Below are 1,289 nucleotides of genomic sequence, written 5' to 3'. Positions count from 1 at the left end.
TACCCGGTGACCTTGATCTGGTAGCCGGAGATAATTTTTTTGTCTGTGTTTGTCCGTGTCTGTCTGTGGCTGAAACAATAACTCCCGGGAAGCAGACTGGCTTAAAGCAATAAAGCAACAACGTCCCCTTTTGATTTGACCAAAGAATTTTTTACCACAGAGAGCAGTAGAGTAGGGAGGGAAGTCCCCTCCCCCTCGTCAAACCGGACAGGCGGATTTCCCGCATCCGGCTTTCCTGAAGAATCTCGCCTCAGGCATACACATTCACCAAAATCATGCTACAGATATACCAAACCCAATCGTTTGAAATATGCATAGCCGGTCACTCCTTGGGGCGGACGCCAAGGCCGTTGGCTGCGGCGTGAGAGATGTTTATACAGACGCTCCCGAACATGCCGATTTGTATCACGGAATGCTTTCCGGGGATAGCCCTGTCCGAAATAGTTGCTCCAGCCGATCAACTGCTTATTGATCTCCCCAATAAGCTTTGGAATTGGCTTAAAACACATCTTCGAACTTGTCATCTCGCGCAGTTTATCCCTCTCTCGGGCCATTGCCTTCTTAGAGGGAAACATGTTCAGATACCGGGTATCTCGCCCACCAAGGTCGAGATCATACCGAAACGTATAACCAAGAAAATCAAGGCTTGCGCCCTTCTCCTTCAGATTTACCATTCGGGTTTTCTCCCGGTTTATCTCTAAACCCAACCAACCTTCGATTTTCTCCTCAATCCAGCCCGTAATTCGTTTATCGATATAGCGCGCCATCACAACATAGTCATCGGCATAACGTACCAGTTTGGCATTCGCCCACTGGCCCGGTCCCTGGGAGCGGTGAAACACCTTATCAAACCAATGCAGATAGATGTTTGCCAACAGCGGAGAAATAACTCCGCCTTGTGGCGTACCTTTGATGGGGCTCTTGTTTGCACCTCCACCTTCCCCTTTCTCGGGATCAATAATCGGAACTTTAAGCCACATACGTATTAGCTTCAGTACATGTCTGTCACTAATTCGCATTCGCAAGCAAGCTATCAGCTTGTCATGCGGAATCGAGTCGAAATACCCTTTGAGATCGGCATCATATACTGCACAAAAGCCTGCCTGCAGATAGTCTCTGATTTCACTCAGTGCCTGATGAGCAGAACGGCCGGGCCTGAATCCATAAGAACAATCTTCAAAATCTTCTTCAAAGATTGGCTCCAATATCAACAAAGCGGCCATTTGCACCACTCGATCCCTTATCGTGGGAATTCCCAGTGGGCGCATCTTGCCATTGGCTTTTGGTAT

The 1,289-nt window shown here is 48.3% G+C and carries 1 protein-coding gene; it reads right to left on the bottom strand.

What is annotated here, in order from left to right:
- Positions 1 to 278: 278 nt before the first annotated feature.
- Positions 279 to 1,289 (bottom strand): group II intron reverse transcriptase/maturase (gene ltrA, locus U9P07_02360; protein MEA2108250.1); only part of this gene is annotated, 1,011 nt, incomplete at its 5' end.

It is taken from the genome of Pseudomonadota bacterium, assembly GCA_034660915.1.
GTDB lineage: Bacteria > Desulfobacterota > Anaeroferrophillalia > Anaeroferrophillales > Anaeroferrophillaceae > DQWO01.
This window is presented reverse-complemented; position numbering and strand designations above follow the sequence as displayed.